We start from the raw sequence: 25,937 nt of genomic DNA on the forward strand, positions 1-25,937 counted from the left end.
GCTTTCACTCCTTTCGCATTTGCTCAGGCAATTCGATCACCACAATAGTTTCTGTTGTTTCATTGGAAATCGTGAATGTTCCTTCGTGTAACCTTACAATTTCTTTGACGATCGACAGGCCAAGTCCAGTACCGCCTGTCGTGCGAGTTCGTGCTTTATCGGTACGGAAAAAACGTTCTCCGATATGATCTATGTCCTCATCTCCGATTGTCACGCCGTCATTCGCGATGCGGTATTGTACACCGTGCTTACTGGCTGTGAGATGAATAGAAATGGATTGCTCAGCATATTTTACTGCATTATCGATCGTATTATAAAAAACTTGTTGCAATCGTTTAGGATCTCCTTCTAAAATCAATTCCTCATCAATCGATGTGTGCAACTGAATATTTTTATCCAGTAACCGAATCATAAATAATTCCAATGTATCCAACAGTAATTGTGCGATCGCAATCGGTTCATTTTCCAATGAATAAACATCCTGCTCTAAATGATTTAGCTCGACTAAATCATGTATGAGCTTTTTCAGGCGTTCAGTTTCTTTCTCGATGGTCGATAAGTATTGTTTTACATCATCAGGAGACGAATCGATTTTATCGCGTGAAAGTTGAGCATAACCGCTAATATACGTCAAAGGTGTCCTGAGCTCATGTACAATATTTGACGTGAAGTCTTTCTTGCGCTGATCTTGTTCTTCAAGAGAACGACTCATTGAATCAAATGCAGTCGAAAGCTTACCTATTTCATCTGTCCGTACCATATTGAGTCGATTCGAATAATTGCCTTTAGACACTTCTTCCGAATAGATCTGCAATGTTTGCAGTGGCTCGAACAACGAACGCCATACACGTTGCAAAATCAAAAATAGAATAAGAAAGAAAATACTGCCTACAAGTACCATGAGCGGAAGACTATCATGGAACACATCTTGGATCGCGGCGAGCGGAACATAAATATAAATAAAACCTATTAATCCGTTTTCTCCTTTAATGGGAAAAATTCCACCGAAGATTTCCCGTTTTAGTTCATCCACATAGCCTTCTTTCATAACAGGCTTACCCGTTTCTAGTATCTTCTCGTCGTTTTCATTAATTAGTGATTGATAATTGATCTGATAAGGGAAATGGGATGTTAAATCATCCAGACGGTCTACAACGATGATTTCATACTCCGAGACAATGTTATACCATTGAATCTTTTCAATGATCGAATCACTTAGCTCGCCGTAATGATAATGAGAAGCTGTTCGATTTCCTTGATATATGATTGACTCTTTAATTTGTTCTTTATATAAATCTGTATACAAGTAATGAATGAAGAAGAATGAAAATAAGATGGTACAGGTGATGCTGCCCAAAAACACAATCAACATCTTACTGCTCAGATTCAAATTATTCATTCAGGATCCTCTAGTTTGTAGCCGATTCCCCATACCGTTTCAATCATTTTACCTGCGTCCCCTAATTTTAGACGTAGTGTTTTGATATGTGTATCGATTGTACGCTCACTGCTCTGGTGATCATCGCCCCAGACCAATTCAAGTAATTGTTCACGGGAGTATGCGCGCCCTTTATGTTTGACTAGCAACAATAGCAAGCCAAATTCCTTCAAAGTTAGACTTAAAGGTTTTCCGTTAAGCTGTGCGGTATACGAGTCCTCATTAATGGTAAGTGGACCTGCGTGCAATACGAGTGGAGCGGGATTGTGGCGATAGGTTCTGCGTAAGACCGCTTCGATCCGCGCCACAAGTTCTCCTGGTAAGAAGGGCTTGACGATATAATCATCACCACCAAGCTTCAACCCTTGTACTTTATCCCATTCTTCGCCTCGTGCAGATAGGAAAATCAAAGGAATCGAAGAAGTACGTTTCATCTCCTCTGCAAATGTGAACCCATCCATATAAGGCATCATCACATCGACTATGCATAAATCTATAGTATGTTGCTTAACGGCCGACAAAGCCTGCAAACCGTCACTGGCTTCTATTACGGTATATCCCGCATCTTCGAGAATGACACGAATTAAATCCCGCATTTGCGGTTCATCATCAATGATCAATAATTGGTAACCCAATTCAATACGCCTCATTTCATAAAATCTCTGCACGCTAATTTTCCGGAAAACATGTGAAATCCAAATGAAGTTTCAAAAAGTTGTCGAAACTTCATTGAAATTTCGTAATCATATTTTATAATCATAACAGCTAAACGAATAGATAGGAGAATGAAAAGATGAAACGTTTTGGAATGTTTGTCATGAGTACGGCAATGATTGGTATTCTCGCTGGTTGTGGTCAAGATGAAGAGGTACCGACGGAAGCTGTTTTACCTGAACCAATTGAAGTAGAACTTACGGTACCTGAACAAGGAAATGTCAATGAACCGGTATTCATTACTACACATGTGACACAAGGTGAAGAAAATGTAGATGATGCATCAGAAGTGGAGTATGAAATCTGGGAAGAAGGCAAGAAAGAAGACAGTATTCACGTAGAATCAACCCATGATAAAGACGGTATTTATTCAGCAGAAAATACATTTGAGACAGATGGTATGTATCACGTACAGGTTCATGTTACTGCGCGGGGGATGCATGTCATGCCAAAAAAGCAAATCCAAATCGGAGATGCGAGTCATCAATTGGATGAACATGAAAGTGCACAAGACGATGAACATCATGAACATGGCGATGGAGTGGAAGGATTATCTCTTCATTTCATGCAACCTGAGTCAGCAAAAGCAGCGACAGATACAGTGTTGATGACACATGCACAGCTTGACGGTGAAGCATTAAAGGCACAAGTCCGCTATGAAATCATCTCGGCAGATAAAGAAACTAAATGGGTAGATGCGGATGAAGCGAAACCGGGTGAATATACAGCCAACTATCAATTTCCTAAAGCGGGCAGCTATCAAGTGATTATCCACATTGAAAATGAAGAGATACACGAGCACGAAGAACATACAGTAGAAGTAAAATAAATATCATCCCTCGTCACTCCGGTGGGGAGGGTATTTTATTGGGAAGTAAAAGCTGTAATTCATTGATGAAAAGGGTTACACTAGTATACGTGAAAGATTAACCAACAAAGAGGAGTGTTAGTATGACAAACTATCCAGAGAAAACATGTTCCATCGAAAGACTTGTAACAATTCCAGAAGATGTACAAAAAGTACTTAACGGTGAAAAATGGGCAACTAGACGTAATGGTGTGTATGCATACCCTGGCGAAATTATGACGTTAGAAGGCAAAGAGTACAAAATTGAGAAATTGTATGAACAAACACTCGGTGAACTAACAGATGAAGATGCCAAATCTGAAGGTCATGAAACAGTTGAAGAATATAAACAGGTGATGTTGTCAATCCACGACAAAATGCCTTGGCTTCCTAAAATGAAAGTTTGGGTGCACGAATATAGCCCAGCTCAGAAATAATCTCTTAAATGAATTATTATTACGGAGCGATTGTCTATGCGCACGTAGTATCGGCTGTAATTTCAGTAGGCCCATTATTTCTCCTACTGCCATTAATACGTCGGCTACGTACTGCTAAAGCAGAAGCGGAAGACATCTATCTTGCGTTTATCCGGGTCATTATACGACTCGTTATGCACTCAGGCCATGTGCTCGTTGTGACCGGTATCTTATTAATTTTATTTGGTCCATGGCCATGGAACACCTCGTGGGTTATTCTCACAATAGGCGTCATGTTGCTGTCCGGATTCTTCTTGGCAACTGGTTTCTCCTCTGTATTGAAAAGATTCCATGAACCAAGCAATGATAGGGAAGCTGTGGTCAATAAGTTGCAACGCACTGCCTGGATCTATATTGGACTGCTGATGGTAATGCTTTGGCTGATGGTACAAAAACCGGCAGTCTGGTAAAATTACATAGCGAGCAAAAAGATGTGTACATTGTTGCACATCTTTTTTATTGTAGGATTTGGTTTGACAGTAAAAATTACAGCGAATATGATGAAGATAGCAGTTTTTTGAAAGGAACGATTTGAAGATGAAAATGAAAGTACTCGGTCTACTGACGATCTTAGGGTTGCTATTGACGGCATGCAGTCCAACCGGTAGCAATGAAACAATAAAAATAGGCACGACAGCAGGAATTTATGCAAAAGTTATCGATCAGGCATTAAAACCGGCACTTGAAGAGCTAGGTTACACAGTTGAAATCGAAACGTACGTAGATTTAATCGAACCAAATAAAGCGTTGGCTGATGGCGAAATAGACGCCAACATCAACCAACAACAAATCAATCTTCAGCGGTTTAACGAACAATATGATTTGCCGATAGTGGCTTTAACGGAAGTTCCGAGTGTGGGTCTTGGCTTGTACTCCAACTCGTTGACATCGATGGACGATATACCAAATGGTTCATGGGTTACTATTCCGAATGATGAACTAGGCACGGCAAGAGCCCTACGTTTCCTTGAACAGCAGGGGTTAATTTCAATAGATCCAAAAGCACCAACTTATGAGGTTACAGAAAAGCAAATTGAGAGTAATCCGAAAAACCTAAACATCCAGCCCATCTTGATTGCTCAGCTGATTCCATCTATGGCAAGCGGTGATTTAGCAATTATTCCAGACAATTATATTATGGTCAATGAAATGGAATTGGACGATGCTCTGTCGCACGAACAGCTTGATGAAGAGTTGCAATATATTGTTGCAGTTAGAGAAGAAGATCGTGAGAAGGATTTTGCATTTGCGATTAAAAAAGCAGTAGCATCGAAAACATTCCAAGAAGCTATTGATGAACATTTCCAAGGCTTCGGAAAATAAAAACCACGTATGGACTCAACTGGGAGCCATACGTGGTTTTTTCGTCTAACTTATCTTTGTTGTCGCTTCAAAAAGTCTATATCAGGGTAATAGGCATCTTTTACGAGTAAATTCGGCCCCAAACAACGCACAGCAGGACAGTGACAGCTTACGCTTTTCGCTAATGGATGCTGTTGCCATTTATCGTATAGATCGGTTAAATGATCGGTTTGAATATTTCCAAGTGGCGGAACATCTCCGAAATCTGTCACGATCACATCTCCGGTAAACATATTGACATTCAACCGGGAACGACCATCTGGATCATTTCGTACAGTGACGTTTTCACTTGCTGCAAGTTTCGTAAATAATTCTTGATCTCTCGCGTCGTGACTGCAATTATAAAATGGCAATGTTCCAAATAGCATCCAAGTTTGCGGATCACGGTAGGACAGCAAATCGAGCATGGCGATACGTGTTTCGTCCAAAGTGAGCACATCCAATGACGAAGCGAAATCGCTAGGATACATGGGATGTATTTCATGGCGTCCACATTTCATTTCATGGACGACTTGTTCATGAATCGTCTGTAAATGAGGCAATGTTCGGCGATTCAGCATAGTTTCCGCTGACACCATTACACCCATTTCAGACAATGCTTGACTGTTTTCAATCATGCGTACGAATTGTGCTACACGACGTTCACGTGGCGGTTTGCGTTCCATACGAGCGAATCCCCCATCGATGAAATCATCGACCGTACCCCAGTTATGTGAAATATGCAGTACATCCAAATAGGGTGCAATTAATTCATAACGTTCTATAGGCATAGTAAGATTTGAATTCACCTGCGTCTTAATCCCGCGCGCATGTGCATACTGCAATAGCGGTACGACATACTGCTCGACGGACTTCTTCGAAAACATCGGTTCGCCACCTGTTAAGCTAATCGTTCGCAAGTGGGGGATTTCATCCAATCTCTGCAACAGCAATTCGATGGGTAATGCTTGTGGATCTTTCGGTTGTAGCATATATCCAACGGCACAGTGTTCACAACGCATATTGCATAAGTATGTCGTCGTGAATTCTATACTTGATAGAACTTGTTTACCGTGGAACTCTACATCTTGATACGCTTCCCATGCATCTAGTAGACGGGAATGTGAAAGTACCATGTACGTAACTCCTTATACCAATTAATTTTTATCGCTAGCATATTCCGCCAAATCCTTCGCGTATTTACTCATCGAAGAAGTAGAAACATCGAATGCTTCCGCGATTTCTTTTAGTGTCATATCGAGTGGTTCAAAATAGTTATTGTCTTGTCCATAACGGATTGCGCCCGCTGCAATCGCTAGTTTTTTACGTGCTTTTGGCTGCTTATCTACTAAGAAGTCTTCAAGCACTTCAAGCAATGCCTCCGATTCTCGGTCATGTTGCTGTAAAAAATCATCAGCCGACTCTATAACGCCTGCTTCAAATTCAGTAAACTCATCTCCGGTATAGCCGCTTTCACCAAGCGCTATCCAGAACTTCATGATGGATTCTTTTAGCGAAGGATTTTCAGTATCCGCAAGTGTTTTGGCAAATTGTTTGATTGCTTCCGAATGATCAGTCGGGAAGAAGATTAAACTGGAGACTGCTAGATAATTACCTTCAGACGTACCATCAGAAAGTATGAAGCAATAGAAGTGCACACCAACAGGAATAGGCTTATCGCTTTCTTTCCACAATTCAATCGTTTCATCACCAAGAATACTTGTAGCTGTTAAATAAGTATTCCCGACAGCAGTTACTTCACCGATAAATACACGCGGCTCTGACCATCTATCCAATAATTCTAGAATAGATGGTCGAATATGTTTTTTCTTCTGCTTTGCCACATAGTCGTCCCAAATATCTCTTCGTTTATGGAAGAAAAATTCGTCAAGCGCAATCGTTTCGATCATTTCTTGTGGTAAATAACTATTCAATGAAGATTTCCATGTATTGGCAAATTCCACGAACGCCGGTATATCTGGTCGCTGGGGATGAATATCATAAAATGTTTGCAATAAGTGCTCCATTTCATCTGTCAACAAATCCTCAACTGTCACCGCATCTTTTCGTTCGCAGCACTTTTTATATTTCTTACCACTGCCACATGGGCACGGGTCATTACGTCCAACCATTAAAACACTTCCCTTATTAAAATTACTACATATCTAAGTGTACCAAACGCGAGGCGAGTTCGCATGATATTTAATTAGCGAAACGAAGTTGGAAAATTAAAAACCACTCTTCGAATCATCTAGATTCAAAGAGTGGTCCATTACATATAATTAGCGATCCAAACTCTTGATAAATTGCAAGACTTCATCAGCGGTAGACAGGGAAAGAATATGATCTATTTGACTTTCCAAAGCGGTCTTAGACAGGTTCTTAATTTGTGAACGTGCACGAAGGATTGAAGATGCACTCATAGAAAATTCATCTAATCCCATCCCGAGCAATATAGGAATTGCCGTTTCGTCACGTGCCATTTCTCCACACATGCCTACTGCTTTACCTTCTTTATGAGCCGCGTCAATAATCAATTTAATAAAGCGCAAAATTGACGGATTATATGGTTGATAAAGGTAAGATACGTTTTCATTCATCCGATCAGCGGCCATCGTATACTGAATTAAATCATTTGAACCAATTGAGAAGAAATCTACTTCCTTGGCAAAGACATCAGCCAATATAGCCACAGCCGGCGTTTCAACCATAATACCGAGTTGAATCGTTTCGTTTACCTCGACTTTATCACTGATGAGTTGTTGTTTTACGTCTAAGAATATTTCTTTTGCTTGCCTGAATTCATCAATTGTTGTAATCATTGGAAACATGATCCGCAAGTTTCCATATATACTAGCACGCAATAACGCACGTAGCTGCGTTCTAAACATATCTTCATTATCGAGACATAGGCGAATAGCTCGTAAACCTAAGAATGGATTGGCTTCATGCGGTATTTGTAAATAAGATAATTCTTTATCTCCACCAATGTCCAGAGTTCGAACAACGGTAGCGCTTCCGTTCATTTGTTTTAACACACTTTTATAAGCTTCGAACTGTTCATCTTCGGTCGGAAATTGTTCTTTTTCCATGTAAAGAAACTCCGTGCGAAATAAACCAATGGTTTCCCCGCCGTTTTTTAAGACACTTTCAACATCGTCAGGAGTTCCGATATTTCCTGCTAATTCAACGCGATGACCATCAAGCGTGATAGTAGGTTCATGCGCAAGCAATTGCCATTCTGCCTTTTGCTTAGCAAATGCTTGTTGCTTTTTTTGATAAGCGACTAAAGTTTCTGCGTCAGGGTTCACAATAATTTTCCCGGCTTCCCCGTCAACAATAATAATTTCGCCGTTTTGAATCGTAGCCATTGCCGTTTTACTTCCGACAACGGCTGGAATCTCCAATGTTCTCGCTAAAATTGCAGAGTGAGAAGTAGGCCCCCCAATATCCGTTACAAATCCTTTAATCAGTTCGGGATTCAGTTGAACAGTATGAGAAGGCGTCAAGTCTTCCGCAATGATAACGACCTCTTGTGTAATGTCTTCGGGTGTTTGAATGCTTACGCCAAGCAAATGGGAAAGGATTCGTTTCGTCACATCCCGAATATCAGCGGCACGTTCTCTCATATATGGATCGTCCATCGCTTCGAAAATGGACACGTATAAGTTTGCCGCTTCTTGTACCGCATATTCGGCGTTCACGTGTTGCGTTTGAATCATATCTGTAATAGCAGCGCGTAATTCTGGATCGTCGAGAACGAGTAAATGCGCACTGAAAATGGCTGCCTCCTGATCACTAAACTTTTCCTGTGTCTGTTTCTGAATAGTCGCCAATTCTGATCGGGAATGGGAAAGTGCGATTTGTAGACGATCTATCTCTGATGACACGTCTGAAATGGATTCCTTCAGTACAGTCAACTCAGCATTTTCTAGACGAAAGGCCTTAGCGATAGAAATACCATTGGAGGCTGCTATGCCCTGAAGGATATTTTCCATTAGTCTTCTGCGCCTTCAGAACGTAATAATTCCTCCAACTTATTCATTGCTTCTTTTTCATCATCACCATCTGCAATTAACGTAATGGTAGATCCTGCAGCGACACCAAGTGACATCACTCCAAGAATAGATTTTAGATTTACCTTCTTTTCTTTATATTCAAGTGAAAGTTCTGATTTGAAAGGAGTAGCGGCAGCGACCAATTGGGCAGCTGGACGTGCGTGAAGCCCTTCACCATTGCTGAATACGAATTGTTTTTTTATCATTACGATAACCTCCTATGAATTGTTTTGAATGTTTTTGACTGCTTATGAATGATTATGATAGATTTTATTGAAAAATTCAAGTAATATGTTGTTATTGATAGAAAAGGTGGGTTGCGCATGCTGACAAATGAACGATATGAATTAATCTTAAAAAAATTGGCTACTTATAAAACGGTGAAGATTACGGAATTAGTAGAGGCAACCGGCGCATCTGAATCTACCATTCGAAGAGATTTAACTGAACTCGAAACGCTCAATAAACTTCAACGTATTCATGGTGGGGCCACTATGCCAGATCGAGATATGCAAGAGCTAAGCATTTCAGCCAAGTCGGAAAAATATTTTTCTGAAAAAGTAAAAGTCGCATCCTTGGCAGCTAGTATAGTCAAAGAAGGGGATTTCATTTATCTTGATGCGGGGACAACTACGTTTCACATGATACCTTTTCTAAAAGATCGTAATATAACGGTGGTAACAAATGGGCTGACACATGTGGAATCCCTAACGGAGTATGGCATTTCCACTTATTTAATTGGAGGCCATGTCAAAGCTACGACAGGTGCGCTTGTAGGGCAACAAGCTAGGAACTCGTTAAAACAATATCATTTCAATAAATGTTTTTTGGGTACGAATGGGGTTGATCCTGTTCACGGATATTCGACGCCAGATCCTGATGAGGTCACTGTGAAAAGTTTGGCAGCAGAGCAATCAAGAACTACTTATATAGTGGCGGATCATTCCAAAGTGAATAGAAACAGTTTCATTAAATTTTTATCTATAGAAGAAGCAGTGTTGCTTATTGACGAAATACCAGATGATATTCTAAATGAACTAGAAGAAAAAACGTTAGTAAAGGTGGTACAGAAATGATTTTCACATGTACATTCATGCCGACAGTAGACTATACTGCTTACTTATCTAATTTTGAGCGTGGAGAACTGAATCGTACAAATGAAGTGTATTACTATCCAGGTGGAAAAGGTATTAACGTATCACGGGTAGTTCACAGACTAGGTGTAGATACGGTAGCATGCGGTTTCATTGGAGGCTTCACAGGCGACTATATTGAGGACTTTTTACAAAAAGAAGGTATAAAAACTGATTTTATTCGCACCGCAGATATTACCCGAATCAATGTGAAAATTAAATCCACTGATGAAACGGAGTTAAATGGGCCTGGGCCGAGTTTAAATGAAAAAAATATTCAAGATCTTCTTGAGCGAATTGGACGACTAACTGAAAATGACTGGTTAGTGATTGCAGGAAGAATACCAGAGTCTCTACCTTCGTCATTCTTATCTGAACTTGCCGCACTTTGTGAAAAAAATAAAGTGAAGTTTGTAGTGGATACATCAGGACCTGCTTTGAAACAGATCATGGAAGTAACTAAGCCATTCTTAATCAAACCGAATGAACAGGAACTTGGAGAATTGGTTGGTAAGCCCATTCATAGTAAACAAGAAGCAGTTGGTTATGCCAAAAAACTAGTAAGTGAAGGTGTTCAACATGTGGTGATATCGATGGGCAAAGAAGGGGCGCTCTATGTATCAGCTAACGAAACATTGGCAGCCACTGCACCAAAAGGTAAGCTCGTCAATTCGGTAGGTGCGGGGGACTCACTAGTATCAGGTTTTATCGCATCCTTCTCCAAAGATGGACATGCGGGAAATGCTTTTAGATATGGAGTTGCTAGCGGTAGTGCCACCGCTTTCCAGTCCGATTTATGTGAAAAGGAAGATGTTGAGTCATTATTGAGTCAAGTGATCATTACGAAATTATAGGAAGAGGTGCTATTCTATGAAAATCACACAGTTATTGACAGAGGATACAATCAACCTTCATTTACAATCTAGATCGAAGGATACGGTTTTGTCCGAAATGATTCAGCAGTTATATGATGCAGGGAAGTTACGTGACAAAGAACAGTTCACGAATGATATTCTGCATCGCGAAAGTCAGAGCACAACGGGTATTGGTGAAGGAATCGCTATTCCACACGCGAAGTCAGCTGCTGTTCAGACGCCTGCTATCGCATTTGGCCGTTCTTTAGAAGGTGTGGACTTTGATTCGCTCGATAGCCAACCGGCACATTTGTTTTTCATGATTGCAGCGAGTGAAGGGGCGAACGACGACCATTTAGATGCACTGTCTAGATTAGCGACATTTTTGATGGATACTTCATTTCGCGATAAAATATTGTCTGCACAAACAGCAGCGGACGTATTGCAAGCGGTTAATGATAAAGAGTCGGAGTTAGATGAAGAGGTAACAGAAGATGTACAAACCAAGCAAGAAGAGAAATCAGCGGTACGTTTGCTAGCGGTTACGGCTTGTCCGACTGGAATAGCGCATACGTATATGGCTGCCGAAAAATTGAATGAGAGAGCAAAAGAACGTGGTCTTTCATTAAAGGTAGAAACAAACGGTTCATCGGGTGTGAAGAATAGATTAACGGATGCAGAAATAGCAGAAGCGGATGCCATTATTGTGGCAGCAGATACGAAAGTGGAGATGGCACGATTCGCTGGGAAACATGTGATCCAGACGAAAGTTGGAGATGCTATCTATGAAACGGATACATTACTCGACAGAGCGATTAAAAAAGATGCACCGATTTATCAGCTAGAAAAAGGTCAGGAAGATACCTCATCGAGTGACAAGAAGAATGGATTTTATAAACATTTGATGAATGGTGTATCAAATATGCTTCCGTTCGTCGTTGGTGGAGGAATTTTGATAGCGCTCTCTTTCTTCTGGGGAATCGAATCTTCTAATCCAGACAGTCCTGAATACAATGCCTTTGCTGCTATGCTTAATACTATTGGTGGCGGAAAAGCATTCTTCCTTATGGTCCCTGTATTGGCTGGCTTCATAGCCTCAAGCATAGCCGATCGTCCTGGTTTTGCTCCCGGTATGATCGGGGGTCTGATAGCCATCACCGTTTCAGGCGTAGATGGAGTAGGCGGTGGTTCAGGATTTTTAGGCGGTCTTATTGCAGGGTTTTTAGCAGGGTATATTACTTTACTCGTTAAGAAACTATTTGCTCGTTTACCTAATTCACTAGAGGGATTAAAACCCGTGCTATTTTATCCCGTTTTTAGTATTGCAGCGACAGGATTAATTATGTTGCTTATCAATCCACAATTGGCCAAGCTATACACAGGATTTTCCGCTTTCCTTGAAGGGATGGGCGGTACGAATCAAATTTTGGTAGGGTTAGTCATCGGAGGAATGATGGCTGTCGATATGGGAGGTCCGGTCAATAAAGCGGCATACACATTTGGAATTGCCATGCTTGACGCACAGAACTTCCAATTTATCGCTGCAGTAATGGCTGGCGGAATGGTGCCACCGCTTGGTATGGCGATCGCGACTACATTATTTAAAAATCGCTATACAAAGACTGAGCGTGAAGCAGGGAAAACGGCGTATGTGCTCGGGGCATGCTTCATAACGGAAGGTGTCATTCCGTTTGCCGCTGCTGATCCATTGCGAGTTATTCCGGCTTCAGTAGTTGGGGCTGCGACTGCAGGTGCATTAACGATGGCATTTGATATCGCTTTACGTGCACCTCACGGAGGAATCTTTGTCATGGGACTCGTTGAAGGTGGAATCAGTAAGATTCTACTGTATGCATCCGCAATAATTATTGGTTCGGTCATTACAGGCCTAATTGCCGGCTTGTTACGAAAGAAGCCTGTTTGATATCAAATGATATAACTAGTAACGGCTGGCCGCGCTATGTCATTAGTTGACATAGCGTGGCCAGCTTTTTACTCTTTATATCCAATCTTACCGCAACATGGTAAACTATGTAAGATGCATATATTTGTATGGGTCGGGGAAATTTTACAATATAAAGTATGAAGGAATTTTTAACTATGTGGGAACGTTGAGGACAAAACACTATCGAAAAGGGGAATAGCTACATGGGATTGTTTGATGGACTCTTAGGGAATGCTTCTGTCGTAAACAATGAAGAAGTGGAGAAAGAACTGGAATTGATCCTGGCGGAAGGTGAAGAAGTGGAAGCTGCGTTTAAGATAGTGCGCGATTTAATTGTATTTACGAAAACGCGATTAATACTAGTTGATAAGCAAGGAATCACAGGAAAGAAAGTGGAATACCATTCGGTGCCATTTAAAAGCATCTCCCATTATAGTGTAGAAACTGCGGGTACATTTGATATGGATGCAGAATTGAAAATCTGGATATCAAGCTCACTGACTCCACATATTGAAAAGCAGTTTAGAAAAGATAAAGCTATTTATAATATTCAAAAAATATTAGCAACGGTTTGTGTTTAAACTACATTACACTTAATGAAGCGGTACTTTCTGTAATAGAAAGTGCCACTTCATCCTTACTTCATTTTTGGTGATGTAACGTTTTCATACGCAATAAGTGTCACACCTAATTTATCTTCCAAGCGATTCAGCGCATGTAAATCATCGGTGCTCAATTCCGCAAGCGTCGCGTCTTTATTTGTCATCTACATACCTTCCTTTCCTAGTTTACATCTATAGTGGCTAAATCGTTTCAACCTATACATACGAGAAATTAGGAGGCCATGACATGTACGATCCAACCGTATTTGAAAACTTAAAAGTTGCATTTGAGAATCATCTGTATGACTTGGACAACTTGGAACAAGCAGTCCATATTTTACATCGTAGTGATCAATTGGATTTAGCGATGATGGCTAGGGAGTGTACCATTCGTTTTTCAAAAGTTGGCTTTCCGACTGTCCTCGTCGATCTTACGTTACATTCCTCACTCAAGGATTTGGCGGATGAAATACTTGAAATTAAAGGCACGGATCCAGGCTGCCTGCTTACATTGCTCGTCCGCACATGTATTCAAGATGTAGATAAAGAATGTGAAGAGATTGCGTGTATTCTTCGTAACGTATGGGAAAACGATGTCAGTTATACACAAACGCTCAGCTTCCGCCATGAACAAACAGAACCAGGTTTCATGAACCGGATCAATATTCATTTCAAACCAAAATTAACTGAAGAACATATGGGTGAAATCGACGCATTCCTAAAAAGTGTACTGGACATGATGGAGCAAATTGGTGAGGTGTCAAAACGTTAGAAAAAGCGCTTCATTTTATTTTTTAAATCGATTTCCAGTGTTCACATAAATCAATGCAAAGCCGAGTACTGCCACGAAAAGTGATAGCCCCACTATGAAATATAGATCATTCTCGAGCAGTTCACTAACTGCGAACAAACCGACACAAAAACTTAAAGAGAACATAATCTTTGCCATGAATTTGCATAACGTACGTTCATTGATCTGCATCTTTTTCTCCATTGGCATCGTATTGTAGCCCGAAAGCAGTGATGCACCTTTCCCTTGCCAAAGTGCGATACCGTACACAATAAATGCAAGTAGAATGACGATATCCAGTAGCAAGCCGACCATAATCATCCCTCGTTTCATAAAAAATAGAGTGAACTCTGTAACGAGTTCACTCTATTCTACCTGATTAACCGGTAGCCTGACGAGTCTTTCTAGTCATCGATAACGAGATAGCTGCACAGATGAATGCGATGATGACAAGTACGCCACCAACAGCGGGCATATTCGTCACCGTGCCCGTCTGGCTGTACACGATGCCACCGACACCAGAACCAAGCGCGATTCCGACTTGCAAGGCCGAGTTATTGAAACTCTGGTGTACATCAGAAGTAACCGGATCACTTTGAATAATGTAATCCTGTTGTGCTGGTGCCAACGCCCAGCTCAATCCGCCCCAAACCATCATGAAGATGATGAATAGTGGAATCGAGAATGTAGAGTAAGGCAGGACGAATAAACTAATCGCAAATGCACCAAGAATGAGTAAAATACTTTTCTTGGAACCAAGACGGGTTGCCAGTCCGCCGCCAAATGCTCCACCTGCTACAGCCGCTAGTCCAAATAAGAAGTAGAATACACTAATCCAATATGGACTCAATTGCATCGTGGTCTCTAGGAACGGTGTAAAATATGCATACACGGTGTAATGACCTGCGAGCATGAACATCGTTGCCATATGAGCAAAGAAAATCTTTTTATTCGCCAATGCTTTAATTTGAACGGAAAGAGGCTGTACTTCGCCAGTAGGAATCTTCTCTAGAAACTTGGAAATCAATACAATTGAACCGACTGTCAAAAGTGAAATGCCTAGGAATACAGTTCGCCATCCAAAAGCATTTGTTATAACAATCCCAATCGGTACACCGAGCACAAGTGAAGAACTGATTCCCATATAAATATAGCCAAGTGACTTTGCCCGGACCCTAGGCTCGACCATACGCGCTGTAATCGTTAGCGACAGCACAATGACGAGTGCCGCACTTGCAGCTGTTAAAACACGGGCTGCCATCATTAAACCGAACGTTGGACTAAAATATGTCAGAATGTTTCCTAATAAAAATACAAAAAGCGTGAGTAAATATAATTTCTTGCGCTCTACTTTCGCGGTTAGTGATAATAACACAGGTCCTGCTACCGCGTACACGAGAGCGAATACTGTAATTAGTTGTCCGGCTGTTGCAATTGAAACATTTAAATCATCAGCAATGACGGGCAAAATCCCACCGACCACCAATTCTACTAGCCCAACAGTAATAGCGGACACTGCCAATAATAAAACACGTAAATCCAAAACAATTCCTCCTACTAGTGTCTCAACACAGTTTTTTGAATAGAAAAATCCCGATTACAAAAATGATTTTGTAATCAGGATTTAACGGTTCCTGGTAGAGACCCTCGAACCATATTATCGAGGTTATACATGTTGATTCCGTAATGAAATTTTCTATTGTTCAATTTATCATGGAATGTGAGATATGGCAAGTTAGACAGTTAGTAATCTAAAGTAAAAGGTACATTCATTCTGCTCAATAGGATAGTTGCAATGGTCTCAAGTTGTAAAAATGATTATAATCAAGTATACTTTTCCCGATAAACTTGTCCGAATTATTACAGTGATAAAGGATGGATATACATGACATTTGAAGAAATATTGCCACGTTTGAAAGCTGGAGAGAAAGTAATCCGTAGCAACTGGGGTGGAGCAGAGTTATATGTGAAACTAGTAGGAGAGAGCGAACAGGACGGCAAGAAGTTAAATCCTTATTTCGTGATTGACGTTACGGGTGAAGGATACACCATGTTCACACCAACTGTTTGTGACTTGCTTGCGGAAGATTGGGTAATCGTAAAATAATACAATGAATCGAAGCCCATGAGCCATCATGGGCTTTTTTACATAGGAGGATATTATGAAATTTGAAGAATTTACAGGGAAGACAGTTCTAGTGACTGGTGCAGCTTCAGGTATTGGTCAAGCACAAGCTATAGCATTTTTGGAAAACGGAGCGAAGGTTTTTGCGTTTGATATAAATGAAGGGGGTCTCCCGAAATTACAACAAGAGTATCCGTTACAGTTTGCCTATACGATTGGCAGTGTCAGTGTAAAGAATGATGTAGCACATGTGGTGAAGGAAGCATGTAAAGTATTTGGTAAAATAGACATTTTATTAAACACAGCAGGTGTACTGGACGGTTTTGCGAAAACTTTGGATACTGACGAAGCATTATGGGATAAAATCATGGATACGAATATTAAAGGTACATATTTTATGACGAATGAAATATTGCCACATATGATCGCGCGCAAGTCAGGTATCATTGTCAATATGGCATCCATTGCAGGTCTTGTAGCCGGTGGTGGCGGGGCAGCCTATACGGCATCAAAACATGCCATTATCGGTTATACAAAGCAATTGGACATGGATTACTGCCGTGAGGGAATTCGTGCGAACGCGATTGCACCGGGCGCCATTCAGACGCCGATGAACCAAGCGGATTTCGCAGGAGACGGTAAAATGGCAAAGTGGGTAGCAGAAGAAACACCTGCGGGGCGCTGGGCACAGCCGAGTGAAGTCGCGAGCTTAACTTTATACTTATCTAGTTCAGCGGCTGATTATATTCATGGGACGGTTGTTCCGATTGATGGAGGATGGACAGCAAAATAAAGCTTTTGTATTATAGGGAACTCTGTTATAATACCGAAGCAAGCAAATTCTGTTTGCACTACGACACTTTTGATCGAGCGATAGGCTCTTTCTTCCTTTGGTCGTAGTTATTACTGGAATAGCAATTAGGCTGTTTCATAAAGGAGAAAATAAAATGAGTATGTCTTATGTAAAAGATTCACCTAAGAGTAAGAGTACGGTGAATGAACTGACCAAAACAGCTCTTGTCGCAGCCTTGTATGTGGCGGTGACGTTCGTGTTTGCAGTTATCAGTTTTGGCGCAATCCAACTGCGTTTGTCAGAGATGTTCAATTATCTGGCTTTGTATAATAAACGATACGTGATCGGTGTCACGCTAGGTGTCATGTTCGCAAACTTCATGTCACCCACTTGGATATTGGATGTGCCGATTGGCTCTATGGCTACGTTAATCGCATTATTAATATGTCGTGCGCTGACAAAGAAAATTAAAAATGATATCGTGAAAATGGTGATCACTGCTATTGTGTTTGCATTGTCTATGTGCGCAATTGCTGCTCAATTGACAATTTTGCTTGGTTTCCCATTTTGGGCTACTTGGCTGACAGCGGGAATCGGTGAGTTATTATCTATGACAATTGGCGGAGTTATTATATATACGTTGAATAAAAAAATAGATTTGTCCAAATAAAAGAGAGCATATTCGCAGATTTTGTGAATATGCTCTTTTTCTATTTTACTCAAAATATGCTTAGTATAACTACCTTTTTCTAATGCCACAATCGTTAGTCGTGTGACTCCTACTTGTCCTGCAAATGTTCCTTGTGTTATATCCATTCGTGCACGCAATTCTTTTACTCGATTTTTGATCACGTAACTCATCAGCTCGTCTAGTACAGAGGTATAATAAACTTTACAAAATGTCTAGTCGGCTATACATTCATTTAGATAAAAAACGCAGGTATTCAAGTTGTAATCTAGATCTAGAACTATGTAAAAGGATGTTTCGAGAAGCAATATCACTTCTTGAGACATCCTTTTCATATAATTATTCTGATGCTTTCCTATTCTGTTGTTGTGGATTCTTAATCATAAGTGCCAATAGTAGACCGACAATGGATATACAACCTGAAACTAGGAAATCCGTGTTAACGCCATGGATTTGTCCAGCAGCTGTTCCGTTATCTAGATCGGATGTGATCATGACTGTAACAAGTGCGGCAGTTCCAAGAGATCCTGAAATTTGTCGGAATGTATTATTTATTGCTGTACCATGAGAAATCAAATGATTCGGTAGCTGATTTAGACCTAGTGTAGTGGAGGCCATCATAATCATCGCAATGCCCAACATTCTTACGGTGTTCAATATAGCTAAATATGTAAGTGAAATTGCTCCGACAATTAATGAAATCAAAATATTTGCATGGAGCCAGTACACTACGTTTAAAAACATGTAATGGGGACAATATGAAGGTAATACGACCATTTCTTGAGGGGGAAAGCCAACATGAAAAAAGCTGTATTTCTAGATCGAGATGGTGTGATTAATGAAGTGTTAACGAATCGAGTGAAATTTGTGAATGAACCTAGCCAATTATATTTTTTGCCGGGAGTAGCAGAGGCGATTAAACAATTGAATCAATGGTTTGATTATATATTTGTTGTAACAAATCAAGGCGGTGTCGGTCTTGGTTACATGAAAGAATCTACATTGAAATCCATTCATGATCATATGATAGCAGAGCTCGCAAAGGAAGGTGCGGTAGTTGACGAAGTCGCTTATTGTCCGCATAAGCCGAAGTCTGGTTGTGATTGCCGAAAGCCGCACAGTAAACTAATAGAAAATCTCGCTATGAGATATGACGTAAACTTGTCCGCGTCATATATGATAGGCGATACAGATACAGACATTATTGCGGGAAAGAGAGCAGGTACTAAAACCGTCTTCCTAGGCACAACAGATCCACTAGCCGATGCAGTATATCCCGATCTGCTTCATGCGGTTCCTTGGATTATCGACGATATGAAAAAGTGAATAGTAAAGGGGGGATACTTCATCACTAGTAGATACCGCTTCACATGTTTATTCAGTCAATTGGTAGAGGGATGAATCCCAGTATAATCTACCCAATCACTTCAAGATCCAACTGACTTCGATTGCACTAACTCCTGATACTGGTAGTAAATGCCCCAAAGATATAGACATTTGGGGCATTTCATTTGCTTGCATCATTGCCTTATTCACACATCAGCATAGATAAATTCTGCGTCAACGTTCAAGCATTTGTTATGATCACTCTATTGAAAAGTACTAGTGATAAAGTATTATAATATGCTATAATTGTTGGAAATGATAAAAAGGTGGTGCTAATTACTCTTGTTTTTGTACAAAGTACATAATTGATTAGAACTACTTTAGAGACAATAGAATACATGTGTACTAGTGGACGGGGGCTGCGTATGAAGAGGTTAATAGTGATTGTGATGATTTTGATATTTTTACTCATTGTACCTGTAGGATTATGGTTTTTGAAAGACAATCAACCGATGAAAGTAGCCATTATAGATAAATCAGCAGTGGAAAATTTACATACAAAACATCTTGGGGTTAGTTGGGTATTGAATTATGCAAAAGTAAAAGCTTCGCATAACAAACCATTTGATCCTGCGCGGGACTATTATGGCGGATTCACAGCAGTAGAAGGAAAGGGTATTTCAGAGTTGAATCCATTACCACAAGATTATGTGGAGAAAGATATCATTTACTTGGCAAATACAGACAGTATCGATGAACGTACAGTAGAAACGAAAGATCCTGTGCTTGCAGCCTACGAGGATGATCATGGCGGACTACAAGAAGTAGAATGGCAACGAATAGTGAAAAGACTTAATTCAAAAAAGCCTTCGTTGTTTATAGCGGAGTATAATTCGTTTTCTGCCCCCACTTCAGAAAAAGTACGTACACATGTTGAAGATCGAATGGGATTAAAGTTTTCTGGTTGGCAAGGTCGTTATATGGAAGAACTTGATCCACAAAAAAATGCAGAGTTGCAAAGCATTCTTTCCGAACAATTAGCAGAGTGGACATATAGTGGGCCTGGTTTTCTGTTAATGAATAATACTACAGGGGAAGTTCTTGCATTGAAAAAAAGTGAAGAATTTTCAAACGAAGGTATTCAGCTCACATTTACGGACATCGGTACGGAACGATTAAACGTCACAGGTTCGCATCGCTTTCATTCCTGGTTCGATATCGTTACAGCGGAGCAAGGTGAATCATTAGCGGTGTATGAGTGGAATCTTACTGGAAAAGGAAAAAAGCTGTTAGATGAAAAAGGAATCCCTACTCAATTCGATGCAGTGATTCGTCACACATCCGGTGTTTCGGAGAGCATGTATTTTTCTGGCGATTTCAGCAGTGTGGAAAATGTCCCTTCTATATATCAAGTAAAAGGAATAGCAAAAGTCTATGCAACGATTCAAAGATCCCCTGAGAAAACATTCTTCTGGTCAGCTTATGTACCTATGATGCAAGGGGTCCTAGCAAAGTTCGGTCAGGTGGAGGCAAAGGATGTTAAAGAATCGAAGCATGACGGAGTACAGATGACATCACGAATGAATGGAAAGTATTTGGAGGTTCTTTCAGAAGGGAAATGGACTCCGATGAGCGTGAAAGGTGTAAATATTGGAATGGGGAAACCGGGAGCATTTCCTGGAGAAGCTGCTATCACAGAAGAAGAATATTACAGATGGTTCGAAGCTATTGGCGAGATGAACGCCAATACTATACGCGTCTACACGCTTCATCCACCTGACTTTTATCACGCATTAAAAGCGTATAACGATGTACACGATACACCTATATATGTCATGCATGGTGTATGGATTAATGAAGAAAAACTGGAAGAATCCTTGGATGCTTTTGAAAAAGAGAATTTGAAAGACTTCCAAAATGAAATGGTTCAACTTGTCGATGTCATTCACGGAAATGCTACTGTACCGCCACGTCCTGGTCATGCATCTGGTGTGTACGATGCGGATATTTCCCAATGGGTCACAGCATGGATGATTGGAATCGAATGGTATCCATTCATGGTGGAAAACACGAATAAGTTATATCCTGATTTAGGAGAATATAATGGAAAGTATTTTGAAACAAAAGGTGCTGCTGCATTTGAATATTGGCTGGCGGAACAAATGGATATCCTAGTCTCGCATGAAGTGAGTAACTACCAGCAAATTCGACCGATGAGCTTCGTCAACTGGGTTACAACAGATATGTTGACACACCCTTCCGTTTCATCTAGTCAGGAAGATCTCGTATCCGTTAATCCAAATCTACTCTACACTAAAGGCGAGATGGATAAGGCGGGTCAATTTGCTTCATATCATGTATATCCATATTATCCAGATTTTTTGAACTACGAGAAAAAATATCATGAATTTATTGATTTCAGAGGCCAGAAGAATAACTACGCTGGCTATTTAAAAGATTTACATGAAGCACATCGAATACCGATTCTGATTTCAGAATTTGGGATTCCTGCCTCGAGAGGAAAAGCACATGAAAATCCATTTGGTTGGAACCAAGGTTTTATATCGGAAGACCAACAAGGTGAAATATTGACGCATTTATATGAAGATATATTGCATGAAAATTTAATGGGTGGACTAGTGTTTTCATGGCAAGATGAGTGGTTTAAACGAACATGGAACACAGCAGAATATGATAATCCAGATCGTCGTCCTTACTGGTCTAACACACAAACGAATGAACAAAAATTCGGTCTGCTGAGCTTTGATCCGTTGAAAATAAAAGTGGCAGGATATGAAGAGGAATGGACAAGAGAACCGATGTACAAGAACAAGCAAGGTACGCTTGAGAAAATGTATGTAGATCATGACGAGACCTTTTTGTACATTCGGATAGATTATGATGAATCCAAAATAGGTGCAACGGACGTCGTAAATATTCTCTTTGACACGATACCAGGACGTGGAATTACACGCGCTAGTAGAATAGAGGGTATACAATTTACTAATGGACTGGAGTTCATTGCTAAAATTAACGGTGCCAAATCACGAATGTTGATTGATCCTCATTATGATCTGTTCCACCATGATTACGGTAAAGATGTAGGATATATTCCGAAAAAAGAAATGAAAAATCGAACGAATCAATTGATTCCTATGCAGTATGCGTTAAATAAAGAATATTTTGTCGCAAATGAAAAACGCACGATTCCATTCAGTTCCTATGAAACCGGAAAACTTCGGGAAGGAAATGGAGATCCCGATGCGACTGATTATGACTCGTTAGCAGATTATCATATGCGTGATGGCATGCTGGAGCTACGTATTCCATGGATGTTGTTACAGGCAAAAGATCCAAGTACAAAAGAGTTTATCGAGAATCTGTTGGCGGATGGTACCAAAACAAGCATTCACATTGAGGAACTATTTATTGGAGCGGTATTAACATCAAAAGATGGCAAAGTACTAGAGTCATTTCCTGCGCTTCATGACATGAAGTTGGATTCAATGAAAAGTTATACATGGGATAATTGGCAAGTTCCGATGTATGAAGAACGATTGAAGAAATCTTATTATTATTTGCAAGATGCATTTAAAGCGAAGTGATGGAAAGATTCATATAAATAAAGAACAGAAGTCCATATGTGGTCTTCTGTTCTTTTTCGTATAGTGAAATTTGATTACCAGGAAGATGTAAGTATTTTTAATTGAAATATTTAAAACACCTACATTATTACTTATCAAAATTACATAATATGAACTGAAAATAAATGAACGTTTCCATAGTTTTATGATATAGTATGGAATGCATTTAAATTTAAAACAGCATATTAATGGAGGAAATTATGTCGGATCTAAAATTACCTACTAAAAGATTTAGACCCGAAATAGAAGGGGTACGGACGGTCGCAACGTTATTGATCGCCATTTATCATATATGGTTTGGTAGGGTGTCTGGTGGAATCGATGTGTTCTTCGTTATTTCAGGCTATTTGATGACGTTATCCATTATCACGCGAATAGAACGAACGGGATCAGTGAATTTTGTCGAATATTTTCTGAGTTTAACGAGAAGGCTATTACCTCAAGCTACAGTAGTGTTAATATTCACAGGAATTTTTGCAGTGATTCTTTTGCCGAAGTTCGAATGGGGAGAAATCATCAGGCATATGATAGCTTCCACGTTTTATTTTGAAAACTGGCGGTTAGCATTAGATTCTGTCGACTATTTGGCGCAAGATAATTTACCTAGTCCGTTTCAACATTTTTGGTCACTCAGTGTGCAAGGTCAATTTTATCTCATCTGGCCTATTTTGCTAGCATCTATTTATTATATTGCAAGAAAGCTTTTGAAAACACCTGTATATAAGACCTTACTCGGTTCGCTTATCATAGTATGTATAGGTTCACTTGCTTTTTCCGTCTATCAAACAGATGTCAACCAGCCTTTTGCATACTTCAATACATTTACGAGGATATGGGAATTTAGTATCGGTGGAATTTTTGCTTTACTATCGCCATACCTGTTTTTCAATAAAAGATGGAGTGTGATTTTAGGGTGGCTAGGCCTTGCGATTATTGGATTTACTGGATTTTTGTTCCCAGTATCTACTGTGTTTCCTGGATATTTGGCTTTGATTCCTATTAGCGGAGTAATACTTATATTAATCGCCTCTGAAAGTATAACGATATATGGTGTCAATCGATTTTTAGCGACAAAGCCTCTGATCTATCTCGGTAGTCTTACATATGGTGTGTATTTATGGCATTGGCCGTTGCTGATTTTCTATCGATCTTATATGAAAACAGAAACCGTGCCTATAGAAGATGGGATTTTACTATTGATGGCGACCTTTGTGTTGTCCATAATTTCTACTAAGTTATTAGAAAAACCTGTTCAAAAAATAGATCGAAATCATAAGAAAGTGAAACTACTTGTCGTATTGTCTTCTATGTTAGTACTTGCATGTAGTTCAATATTTTCTATTTCGGCTTATATTGAAGTGGCAACCGCTAGTTCGAATATTGTCGATGAACAAGAGTACCCTGGTGCTCAATCAGAAGAGTATGATATGAAAACCGTCTCTTATACAGACCTGATCCCAGCACCTTCAGAAATCAAAACAGATCTTCCGGCATTTTACAATGATTTGGAATGCCAGTCAGCAAACCTAACTGAAGTTAGAAAATGTTCTTATGGTGTATTGAAGGACTTTGACTTCACGTTAGCGCTCGTTGGTGGTTCGCATTCAGGTCATTGGTTCCCGGCTTTAATAGAATTGGCGGAAGAAATGAATTTTAAAATCGATTTATATAGTCATGATGGTTGCCGATTTACTAACGAAGATCCTAAAGGACACTTAACGAAAGCTTGTATTCCTTGGAATAGCAATTTAATTGATACGTTACTAGAAGATCCACCTGATTTGGTTTTCACAACAGCGACAGTGAATAAACATCCAAAAGTACCTCGAGGATTTATTAATCAGTGGAAAAAGCTTGAAGGCATTACTACCATTTTTGCGATACGGGATAATCCACGTATGCAAGAAAACATTCCAGTCTGCCTTGAACAGTCAGAGGATCCATTGGACTGTTCAGTACCAAGAGATCAAGCTATTGCAAAGGAAACTCCGTGGAAAGTGACAGAAGGAATTCCATCGAATGTGTTTTTTGCAGACTTAACAGACTCATTTTGTGATGAGACAACTTGTTATCCTGTTATCGGAAATATCATTGTCTATCGGGATGATAACCATATTACTGCACAATATGCAAAAACGTTAGCACCCGCATTAAAAGTACCGTTGCAGCAAGCATTTGATAGCTTAGGTAAAAACATACGCAATGATGAGTGATTGGTTTGACTTGAACGTTGTATAGTTCATTTAGATACGGGAAAGCTATTATATAGAAAGAAAACTTCAAAAAGGAGTGTATATGATGGCGAAAAACTATCCGAAACCGAATGATTCTGCTGATAACAAAGTACGACTGAAGAAGACAATCAGTAATATGGAGGCAGCAGAAGATGCGATGAAGTTTGCGGAGGGCAAGGAGTTCGAACAGATTAAGAAGAAAAATGAACGTAGGGCAGAAAGTATCGAGGATTTAAAAGAAGAAATTATTGAAGAAGACAAGTCACGGATCAATGGTTATTTATAAATAATTTGCTACGAAAAAAGGTTGGCCCTCACTTATAGAAGTGAGGGTTTTTGCTGTTGAATGAGGGATATATAAGCAAAAAAGAGGAATCAGTTCAGTGCGCTGTATAGAATAGAAGGATCTAATATATTTCAAGATTTTTGTATACAAGGAGAGAATATAAAGTGAAACGAATAAAAAAGATCGACGAGTGGCGGGAATTACTTGAAAAGTCAGATGAGCAACCATTTCTGTTGTTTAAATCAAGCATGACATCTATTAGTAGTTTGGCAGCTAAAAAAGAATTGGATGGACTTCGTACGGAATTGCCTATTTACATCGTTATTACACAGGTGAGTAAAAAGCTTTCAACGGCTATTGAATCAGATCTAGGTGTTCCTCACGAAATTCCACAACTTTTGATTTTAAAAGATCAGCGAGCTATTTGGCAAGCCACTCATTATCAAATCAAAGAACAGATAGTATTGGATGCCATACAAGAGTATGTCTAAGATACGGAAAAATTTTGGATGAGTCTTTCCTAGGGCATATGGAAACGTGCATGGACATTTTTACATACATGGACGATAAATAGTAGAATGGAAATCGCAAATGTACTGCCGCCACCCCACACACAAATTTGAACAAGAACATCGACAGACCG

At 39.9% G+C, this 25,937-nt stretch carries 27 protein-coding genes and 1 riboswitch; of the genes, 17 read left to right on the forward strand and 10 right to left on the reverse strand.

What is annotated here, in order from left to right; translation table 11 throughout:
- Window positions 1-4: 4 nt before the first annotated feature.
- The gene (locus CSV67_RS10050; protein ID WP_099631455.1) at window positions 5-1,399 is read right to left on the reverse strand and encodes a sensor histidine kinase; all 1,395 of its coding nucleotides are present in this window, start codon (window positions 1,397-1,399) and stop codon (window positions 5-7) included.
- The gene (locus CSV67_RS10055) at window positions 1,396-2,088 is read right to left on the reverse strand and encodes a response regulator transcription factor (protein ID WP_099631456.1); all 693 of its coding nucleotides are present in this window, start codon (window positions 2,086-2,088) and stop codon (window positions 1,396-1,398) included. The genes CSV67_RS10050 and CSV67_RS10055 overlap by 4 nt, the downstream gene beginning before the upstream one ends.
- 143 nt (window positions 2,089-2,231) lie before the next feature.
- On the opposite strand from CSV67_RS10055, the gene CSV67_RS10060 reads away from it, so the two are divergent.
- The 4 genes from CSV67_RS10060 to CSV67_RS10075 all read left to right on the forward strand — a co-directional run bounded on the left by CSV67_RS10060 (window position 2,232) and on the right by CSV67_RS10075 (window position 4,798).
- Window positions 2,232-2,981 carry a FixH family protein gene (locus tag CSV67_RS10060; RefSeq protein WP_099631457.1) on the forward strand — a complete coding sequence of 250 codons (750 nt, stop codon included), beginning with the start codon at window positions 2,232-2,234 and terminating at the stop codon, window positions 2,979-2,981.
- Window positions 2,982-3,103: 122 nt separating this feature from the next.
- Window positions 3,104-3,436: an ASCH domain-containing protein gene (locus tag CSV67_RS10065; protein WP_099631458.1), complete on the forward strand. Its 333-nt coding sequence runs from the start codon at window positions 3,104-3,106 to the stop codon at window positions 3,434-3,436.
- A gap of 8 nt (window positions 3,437-3,444) precedes the next feature.
- Entirely contained in the window at window positions 3,445-3,885 is a 441-nt protein-coding gene (locus tag CSV67_RS10070) for a hypothetical protein (RefSeq protein ID WP_099631459.1), read from the forward strand.
- A 127-nt stretch (window positions 3,886-4,012) separates the two neighbouring features.
- The gene (locus CSV67_RS10075) at window positions 4,013-4,798 is read left to right on the forward strand and encodes a MetQ/NlpA family ABC transporter substrate-binding protein (protein WP_099631460.1); all 786 of its coding nucleotides are present in this window, start codon (window positions 4,013-4,015) and stop codon (window positions 4,796-4,798) included.
- A gap of 50 nt (window positions 4,799-4,848) precedes the next feature.
- Here the strand turns inward: CSV67_RS10075 and yfkAB are convergent, their stop codons facing one another.
- From yfkAB to CSV67_RS10095, 4 genes are all read right to left on the reverse strand, one after another.
- Window positions 4,849-5,952 carry a radical SAM/CxCxxxxC motif protein YfkAB gene (gene yfkAB, locus CSV67_RS10080; RefSeq protein WP_099631461.1) on the reverse strand — a complete coding sequence of 368 codons (1,104 nt, stop codon included), beginning with the start codon at window positions 5,950-5,952 and terminating at the stop codon, window positions 4,849-4,851.
- Window positions 5,953-5,973: 21 nt separating this feature from the next.
- On the reverse strand, window positions 5,974-6,948 hold the full coding sequence (locus CSV67_RS10085) for an SEC-C metal-binding domain-containing protein (protein WP_099631462.1): 975 nt from the start codon (window positions 6,946-6,948) through the stop codon (window positions 5,974-5,976).
- Window positions 6,949-7,098: 150 nt separating this feature from the next.
- Window positions 7,099-8,814: a phosphoenolpyruvate--protein phosphotransferase gene (gene ptsP / locus CSV67_RS10090; protein ID WP_099631463.1), complete on the reverse strand. Its 1,716-nt coding sequence runs from the start codon at window positions 8,812-8,814 to the stop codon at window positions 7,099-7,101.
- Window positions 8,814-9,080, reverse strand: a complete 267-nt coding sequence (locus CSV67_RS10095; protein WP_099631464.1) for an HPr family phosphocarrier protein — start codon at window positions 9,078-9,080, stop codon at window positions 8,814-8,816. The genes ptsP and CSV67_RS10095 overlap by 1 nt, the downstream gene beginning before the upstream one ends.
- A 117-nt stretch (window positions 9,081-9,197) precedes the next feature.
- Between CSV67_RS10095 and CSV67_RS10100 the strand changes: the two genes are divergently transcribed.
- From CSV67_RS10100 to CSV67_RS10115, 4 genes are all read left to right on the forward strand, one after another.
- The gene (locus tag CSV67_RS10100) at window positions 9,198-9,950 is read left to right on the forward strand and encodes a DeoR/GlpR family DNA-binding transcription regulator (RefSeq protein WP_099631465.1); all 753 of its coding nucleotides are present in this window, start codon (window positions 9,198-9,200) and stop codon (window positions 9,948-9,950) included.
- Entirely contained in the window at window positions 9,947-10,861 is a 915-nt protein-coding gene (gene pfkB / locus CSV67_RS10105) for a 1-phosphofructokinase (protein WP_099631466.1), read from the forward strand. Before CSV67_RS10100 ends, pfkB begins: the two co-directional genes overlap by 4 nt.
- A 16-nt stretch (window positions 10,862-10,877) precedes the next feature.
- Window positions 10,878-12,785, forward strand: a complete 1,908-nt coding sequence (locus CSV67_RS10110; RefSeq protein ID WP_099631467.1) for a PTS fructose transporter subunit IIABC — start codon at window positions 10,878-10,880, stop codon at window positions 12,783-12,785.
- 224 nt (window positions 12,786-13,009) lie between these two features.
- Complete coding sequence (locus CSV67_RS10115; protein ID WP_099631468.1) at window positions 13,010-13,387, forward strand: PH domain-containing protein; 378 nt, start codon at window positions 13,010-13,012, stop codon at window positions 13,385-13,387.
- Between the two features lie 56 nt (window positions 13,388-13,443).
- Here CSV67_RS10115 and CSV67_RS17005 read toward each other — a convergent pair whose 3' ends face one another.
- Window positions 13,444-13,572 carry a hypothetical protein gene (locus tag CSV67_RS17005; RefSeq protein WP_255397318.1) on the reverse strand — a complete coding sequence of 43 codons (129 nt, stop codon included), beginning with the start codon at window positions 13,570-13,572 and terminating at the stop codon, window positions 13,444-13,446.
- An 83-nt stretch (window positions 13,573-13,655) separates the two neighbouring features.
- Between CSV67_RS17005 and CSV67_RS10120 the strand changes: the two genes are divergently transcribed.
- Window positions 13,656-14,180, forward strand: a complete 525-nt coding sequence (locus CSV67_RS10120) for a hypothetical protein (RefSeq protein WP_233192593.1) — start codon at window positions 13,656-13,658, stop codon at window positions 14,178-14,180.
- Window positions 14,181-14,195: 15 nt separating this feature from the next.
- Here the strand turns inward: CSV67_RS10120 and CSV67_RS10125 are convergent, their stop codons facing one another.
- Both CSV67_RS10125 and CSV67_RS10130 read right to left on the reverse strand, forming a co-directional pair.
- Window positions 14,196-14,531 (reverse strand): DUF3784 domain-containing protein, encoded by a 336-nt coding sequence (locus tag CSV67_RS10125; protein WP_099631470.1) that lies wholly within the window; start codon window positions 14,529-14,531, stop codon window positions 14,196-14,198.
- Window positions 14,532-14,577: 46 nt separating this feature from the next.
- Window positions 14,578-15,741 carry an MFS transporter gene (locus CSV67_RS10130; RefSeq protein ID WP_099631471.1) on the reverse strand — a complete coding sequence of 388 codons (1,164 nt, stop codon included), beginning with the start codon at window positions 15,739-15,741 and terminating at the stop codon, window positions 14,578-14,580.
- 51 nt (window positions 15,742-15,792) lie between these two features.
- A riboswitch (purine riboswitch) is annotated at window positions 15,793-15,892 on the reverse strand.
- A 191-nt stretch (window positions 15,893-16,083) separates the two neighbouring features.
- Between CSV67_RS10130 and CSV67_RS10135 the strand changes: the two genes are divergently transcribed.
- The 3 genes from CSV67_RS10135 to CSV67_RS10145 all read left to right on the forward strand — a co-directional run bounded on the left by CSV67_RS10135 (window position 16,084) and on the right by CSV67_RS10145 (window position 17,786).
- Window positions 16,084-16,305 carry a DUF2829 domain-containing protein gene (locus CSV67_RS10135; protein WP_099631472.1) on the forward strand — a complete coding sequence of 74 codons (222 nt, stop codon included), beginning with the start codon at window positions 16,084-16,086 and terminating at the stop codon, window positions 16,303-16,305.
- A gap of 55 nt (window positions 16,306-16,360) precedes the next feature.
- Complete coding sequence (locus CSV67_RS10140) at window positions 16,361-17,116, forward strand: 3-oxoacyl-ACP reductase (protein WP_099631473.1); 756 nt, start codon at window positions 16,361-16,363, stop codon at window positions 17,114-17,116.
- 154 nt (window positions 17,117-17,270) lie between these two features.
- On the forward strand, window positions 17,271-17,786 hold the full coding sequence (locus tag CSV67_RS10145) for a QueT transporter family protein (RefSeq protein ID WP_099631474.1): 516 nt from the start codon (window positions 17,271-17,273) through the stop codon (window positions 17,784-17,786).
- A 357-nt stretch (window positions 17,787-18,143) separates the two neighbouring features.
- Here the strand turns inward: CSV67_RS10145 and CSV67_RS17075 are convergent, their stop codons facing one another.
- On the reverse strand, window positions 18,144-18,548 hold the full coding sequence (locus CSV67_RS17075) for an MFS transporter (protein ID WP_099631475.1): 405 nt from the start codon (window positions 18,546-18,548) through the stop codon (window positions 18,144-18,146).
- A gap of 54 nt (window positions 18,549-18,602) precedes the next feature.
- On the opposite strand from CSV67_RS17075, the gene CSV67_RS10160 reads away from it, so the two are divergent.
- The 5 genes from CSV67_RS10160 (at window position 18,603) to CSV67_RS10180 (ending at window position 25,785) form a co-directional block, all read left to right on the forward strand.
- On the forward strand, window positions 18,603-19,130 hold the full coding sequence (locus CSV67_RS10160) for a D-glycero-alpha-D-manno-heptose-1,7-bisphosphate 7-phosphatase (protein WP_099631476.1): 528 nt from the start codon (window positions 18,603-18,605) through the stop codon (window positions 19,128-19,130).
- Window positions 19,131-19,555: 425 nt separating this feature from the next.
- Entirely contained in the window at window positions 19,556-22,735 is a 3,180-nt protein-coding gene (locus CSV67_RS10165; protein WP_099631477.1) for a hypothetical protein, read from the forward strand.
- A gap of 239 nt (window positions 22,736-22,974) precedes the next feature.
- On the forward strand, window positions 22,975-24,987 hold the full coding sequence (locus CSV67_RS10170) for an acyltransferase family protein (protein WP_099631478.1): 2,013 nt from the start codon (window positions 22,975-22,977) through the stop codon (window positions 24,985-24,987).
- Window positions 24,988-25,072: 85 nt separating this feature from the next.
- Window positions 25,073-25,294 carry a small, acid-soluble spore protein tlp gene (locus CSV67_RS10175; RefSeq protein ID WP_099631479.1) on the forward strand — a complete coding sequence of 74 codons (222 nt, stop codon included), beginning with the start codon at window positions 25,073-25,075 and terminating at the stop codon, window positions 25,292-25,294.
- Between the two features lie 164 nt (window positions 25,295-25,458).
- Window positions 25,459-25,785, forward strand: coding sequence for a monothiol bacilliredoxin BrxC family protein (locus CSV67_RS10180; protein WP_099631480.1), 327 nt, complete (start codon window positions 25,459-25,461; stop codon window positions 25,783-25,785).
- Window positions 25,786-25,937: the final 152 nt, after the last annotated feature.

Origin of the sequence: Sporosarcina sp. P2, assembly GCF_002743255.1 — a bacterium.
GTDB lineage: Bacteria > Bacillota > Bacilli > Bacillales_A > Planococcaceae > Sporosarcina.